The sequence below is a fragment of the Mycobacterium sp. 1245852.3 genome (assembly GCF_001669335.1).
Taxonomy (GTDB): domain Bacteria; phylum Actinomycetota; class Actinomycetes; order Mycobacteriales; family Mycobacteriaceae; genus Mycobacterium; species Mycobacterium europaeum_A.
The window spans coordinates 1-4463 of the sequence record NZ_LZLL01000461.1; the positions used below are offsets into that span (position 1 = coordinate 1).

General features: G+C 69.6%; 5 protein-coding genes. 2 read left to right on the forward strand and 3 right to left on the reverse strand.

The features are described 5' to 3' along the window. The 3 genes from A9W96_RS20495 to A9W96_RS20505 form a co-directional block, all read right to left on the reverse strand. The coding region (locus A9W96_RS20495) for a class I SAM-dependent methyltransferase (protein ID WP_067142562.1) at positions 1 to 710 on the reverse strand (710 nt) is incomplete at its 3' end. After that, positions 707 to 1819 carry an NmrA family NAD(P)-binding protein gene (locus tag A9W96_RS20500; RefSeq protein WP_067142565.1) on the reverse strand — a complete coding sequence of 371 codons (1113 nt, stop codon included), beginning with the start codon at positions 1817 to 1819 and terminating at the stop codon, positions 707 to 709. The genes A9W96_RS20500 and A9W96_RS20495, both read right to left, overlap by 4 nt. Next, positions 1816 to 3345 carry an MFS transporter gene (locus tag A9W96_RS20505; RefSeq protein ID WP_067142568.1) on the reverse strand — a complete coding sequence of 510 codons (1530 nt, stop codon included), beginning with the start codon at positions 3343 to 3345 and terminating at the stop codon, positions 1816 to 1818. The genes A9W96_RS20500 and A9W96_RS20505 overlap by 4 nt, the downstream gene beginning before the upstream one ends. A gap of 77 nt (positions 3346 to 3422) precedes the next feature. On the opposite strand from A9W96_RS20505, the gene A9W96_RS20510 reads away from it, so the two are divergent. Then, positions 3423 to 4067: a helix-turn-helix domain-containing protein gene (locus tag A9W96_RS20510; protein ID WP_067025345.1), complete on the forward strand. Its 645-nt coding sequence runs from the start codon at positions 3423 to 3425 to the stop codon at positions 4065 to 4067. A gap of 78 nt (positions 4068 to 4145) precedes the next feature. Continuing rightward, the coding region (locus tag A9W96_RS20515; protein ID WP_369830855.1) for a gamma-glutamyl-gamma-aminobutyrate hydrolase family protein at positions 4146 to 4463 on the forward strand (318 nt) is incomplete at its 3' end.

Consider the following 4463-nt stretch of genomic DNA (forward strand, 5'->3'; position numbering starts at 1 on the left):
GCGAAGCCTCCCTGTTCGGCAATGGGGGACACCAGCCGCCAGACTTCCGCGAGGTAGGCCAGGATGTCCGTGTCGGCGGCGGTGCCGATCGGCGTGCCGAGGGTCAGCCGCGGAGTGCTGAGGCCGGCGTCGGCGAAGATCGTGTGCAGCGTGGTGCCGAATCGCGGGCTGAGCCCCATGTCCTCGAAGGCGCGAACGATTCCGCCCGTCACGCGCCGGAACAGCGGCGTGTCCGGAACGCCGTGCGCACCGGTGATGTCGTTCTCCGAGAACGCGACAACGCCGCCGGGGCGTACGAAGGAGCTGAGGCGCCGCAACGTGGCGGCCGGGTCCGGCAGGTGCATCAGGATCAACCGGCCGATGACCGCGTCCACCGGTTCGTCCGGCACGATGGTGTCGACCGCGGCCTGGGTGAAACGCACTGTGCGCCAGCCCTGTTCGAGAGCGCGGGCGCGGGCGAGCTCGACCATCGCGGCCGCGGCGTCGACGCCGAGGACGGTCCCGGTCGGACCGACCAGCCGGGCGGCGACGAACGACACGTCGCCGGGTCCGGACCCGATGTCGAGCACGCGCATGCCCGGCCGCAGCCCGGCCAGTCGCAGCGCGTGCTCGGTGTGGTGGTCGTAGAGCCGGCCCTGCAGGAGGAGGCGCTGCACCTCCGCGTCGGCGTGGCCCAAGACGTAGGTGCTGCCTTGTGGTGCCGTACTCATCGTGTTCCGATCCTTTCTCCAGCGGCGTTCAGGGCAACGGGATCCCGGTGCGCGACGCCGTGCTCACTGCGCCATACCGGGGACTGGCCGGAAAGCCGTGGGTGGCCGGGCTGCGGGTGTTGTTGGGTCCGGTCGAACTTGTCCAGCCGGCGCATCGGTGTGATCGCGGTCAACATGAAGTTGCCCAGCTGTCGCATGAAATTGCCTGCGGTACGGCGGGATTCCGGTCCGGTGACATAGCGGCGCGCGATGGTGAGGAAGTCCTCGGGCTCGACGCCGGCGACATCGCGGACGTGTGTGGTCGGCGCGCCCACCTCCCAGGTTCCCTGGCCGTGCTCGGGAAGGTAGTGACGCAAGCTGGACTGGAAGAACCCATCGGCGCCGAGCCGTTTGGCGTTGACGCGCACGGCGCGCATGAACATCCACGGCGGAACGTCGATGTGACGCACCCGCCTGCCCAACGCTGCACCGACCGCATCGGCGATCTCGGCCCCCGAGAGCAGCGTCGGTCCGGTGGGCCGGTAGGCGCGGCCGTCGTGACGGTGGGGGTCGAGCAGCGCGCCGACGGCGACCCGCGCGATGTCTTCGTTGGAGGGCGGCGCGTTTCGGCCCACCCCGGTCGGTGTCGGCAACACCCCGAGCTGGGCGGCCAGGGGGACCAGCTGCAGGTAGTTGTCGGCGAAGTAACCCGGATCGACGGCCACATGCGCCGTATCGGGCGGCAACTCGAACAACTTGTCGGTCAACCAGGCCTGCCTCGTCATCAGCGACGGATGCTCCGGGCTGGCCAGCCATTGGCCAAGCGCCACCACCGCTTCCACGCCTGAGCGTCGGGCGGCCACGGCGAAGGCAACGGCGCTGTCGAGGGCGTGCGGATGATAGGGAGGGTTGAAATAGAGCCGGTCGATCCCGGCGATGGCACCCATAACCTGTTGGATGTCAAACATATCGGCGATGACGACCTCGGCGCCCATCTCCCGCAGCCGGGCGCTGCGCGCATCGTCACGATGCACCATGGCCCTGGTTCGGACGCCCCTTTCCAGCAGCTGTGCGGCGACCGCGCCGCCGATCTTTCCGGTGGCGCCGGTGACCAATACTCGACCGTTCATCGGAGTGTCCTTTCCTGTTGTGGCGCCGGTTGCCTGGCCGGGAGGAGCCAGCCGACGACGATCGCCGCGCCCAGCGCGATGCCCGCGCAGACCAGCGAGCTGACCTGCAGCCCGTCCAGGAACGCGCGATCCACGGCGGCGCGCACCTGCCCGGCTTGGTGTGCGGGCAGTCGCTGGATCACCGTGTGCGCCAGGGCCATTGAGTGGCGCATCGCGTCGGCGGGCAGCCCGGTCAGGGTGGCCGCGTCGAGGTGCCCGGAGTACACGGACGCGAAGATGCTGCCGGCGACGGCGACTCCGAGCGTGCCGCCGAGCTCGCGGGTGGTGTCGTTGACGGCCGATCCCACACCGGCCTTGTCGACGGACAGCGATCCCATGATCGACTCGGTGGCCGGCGAAAAGGTCAGGCCCAGGCCCCCGCCGAGCAGCAGCATCTGCGTGGCGATCTGGAGGTACGGCGTGGCGGCGTCGACGGTGGACGCCCAGGCCAGCCCGGCGGCGAACACGGCCAAGCCGGCGGCGACGACGGCGGTGGTGCCGACGCGTTCGACCAGCCGGGGCCCGACGATGCTGGCCAGCGCGATCGAGGCGGCGACCGGCAGCAGGCGCACACCGGCCTGAAACGCCGTGTAGTCCTTGATGAATTGGAAGTACTGGGTGATGACGAAGATGAAACCGAACAGGGTGAGAAACCCCGCGGTCACCGCCAGGCTGCCGCCGGAGAACCGGCGGTTGAGGAACACCGAGACGTCGAGCATTGGGTGTGTGCTGCGCCGTTCCCAGCGCGCGAACGCGACGAGAATGGCTGCGGCGACGGCGAATCCGGCCGCCGTCCGGCCGTCGGTCCACCCCCACGTGGGCGCCTCGATGACCGTGTAGACCAGCGTCGTGACCCCGATCGCGGACAGGATGAGGCCACCGATGTCGACCCGCGGCGCCGCCGGGTCGCGCGAGGTCGGGACGAACAGCGCGCCACCGACGATGGCCAGCGCGGCAATCGGAATGTTCACCATGAAAATCGAGCCCCACCAGAAGTGTTCGAGCAGCCAGCCGCCGCTGATCGGGCCGACGGCCACCCCGACACCGACCATGGCCGCCCACAGTCCAATCGCCTTGGCGCGCGGCACCGGGTCGGTGAAGATGTTGGTGATCAGTCCCAGCGTGGTCGGGAAGATCACCGCGGCGCCCACCCCCATGGCTGCCCGCGCGGCGATCAACGCCTCGGCCGAATTGGTCTGTGCGGCAACCGCGGATGTGACGGCGAACAGCGCCAGCCCGGAATTCAGCCAGCCCCGCCTGCCGTAGCGGTCGGACAGGCTGCCCGCCGAGAGCAACAGCCCGGACATCACCAGCGTGTAGGCGTCGACGATCCATTGCAGCTGTGCGGTGTCGGCGCCGAGTTCGCGCGCCAGCGTGGGCAGCGCGACGTTGACGATGGTGGCGTCGACGCTGATGACGAAGACACCCAGGCAGATGACGGCGAGCGCGGCGATGGGGTGGTTGCGAAACGCTGGGTCGGTGCGCATGAACAAGACAGTAAATCTGTCGGACAAACAAATCAAGTACAAACTTGAAAAAGATGTCTAACCCCAGGTAGGGTGGCATGGTGGCGTCCCGCAGGAACTACAACCAGAACTGCCCGATCGCCCGGGGGCTCGACGTCCTCGGTGAGCGGTGGACCCTGCTGATCCTGCGCGAGCTGGTCGGCGGCGCCCGCCGCTACGGTGACCTGCGGGCCGAACTGCCCGGCATCGCAACGAATCTGCTCGCCGAGCGGCTCAAGGAGCTCACACATGCCGGGCTGGTCGATCGCGCCGACCTGCCGGCGCCGATCGGTCGCACCGTCTACAGCCTCAGCGACCTGGGCTGGCAGCGTGTGCTGCCGGTGCTACAGAGCATCGCGTGGTTCGGGCTGGACCACCTGGACCCGATCGGCGACGGGCCGGTGTCGCCGCTCAACGGGTTCCTGGCCGGAATCCTGCTGGGCTTTCAGTCGGGCCGGGCCGCCGGTGTGGAGACCACCTGCCGGGTCGAGATCGACGGCCGCCGTTTCGAATTCGCGGTGACGCAGGGACGCCTGGCGGGTGTCCGCGGTGAGCCCGCGGTGACGATCACGGCGACTGCGTCGGACCTGGTGGCCGCCCGGCTGGGCACCGACGAAGCCCAGCGCACCGCGGCGCGGCGGCGAATCGAGTTCCACGGCGACGCGGATGCCGTCGGCGCCGTCCGCACCGCGTTTGCGCTGTAGGCCTGTCGGGCGGCGGCGACGCCGGCAGCCACTAGACTCGCGTGCGTGGCCGACCCCACTGAAAGCCCTGAACTCGAGATCTCCGAGGTATCCGGAGCGCCGGCCCGACCGGTGCTGGTCGTGGACTTCGGCGCGCAGTACGCGCAGTTGATCGCCCGTCGCGTCCGCGAGGCGCGGGTGTTCTCCGAGGTCATCCCGCACACCGCGACGGTCGAGGACATCAAGGCCCGCGACCCGCTGGCGCTGGTGCTCTCCGGCGGGCCGTCCAGTGTCTACGCCGACGGCGCGCCCCAGATCGACCCGGCGCTGTTCGATCTCGGGGTGCCGGTGTTCGGCATCTGTTATGGGTTTCAGGCGATGGCGCAGGCGCTGGGCGGGACCGTCGCCCACACCGGC

Bases quoted from the DNA above. Each gene is read 5' to 3' on its own strand.
- A9W96_RS20500 (WP_067142565.1), bottom strand. From the start codon at position 1,819: ATGAACGGTCGAGTATTGGTCACCGGCGCCACCGGAAAGATCGGCGGC.
- A9W96_RS20505 (WP_067142568.1), bottom strand. From the start codon at position 3,345: ATGCGCACCGACCCAGCGTTTCGCAACCACCCCATCGCCGCGCTCGCC.
- A9W96_RS20510 (WP_067025345.1), top strand. From the start codon at position 3,423: ATGGTGGCGTCCCGCAGGAACTACAACCAGAACTGCCCGATCGCCCGG.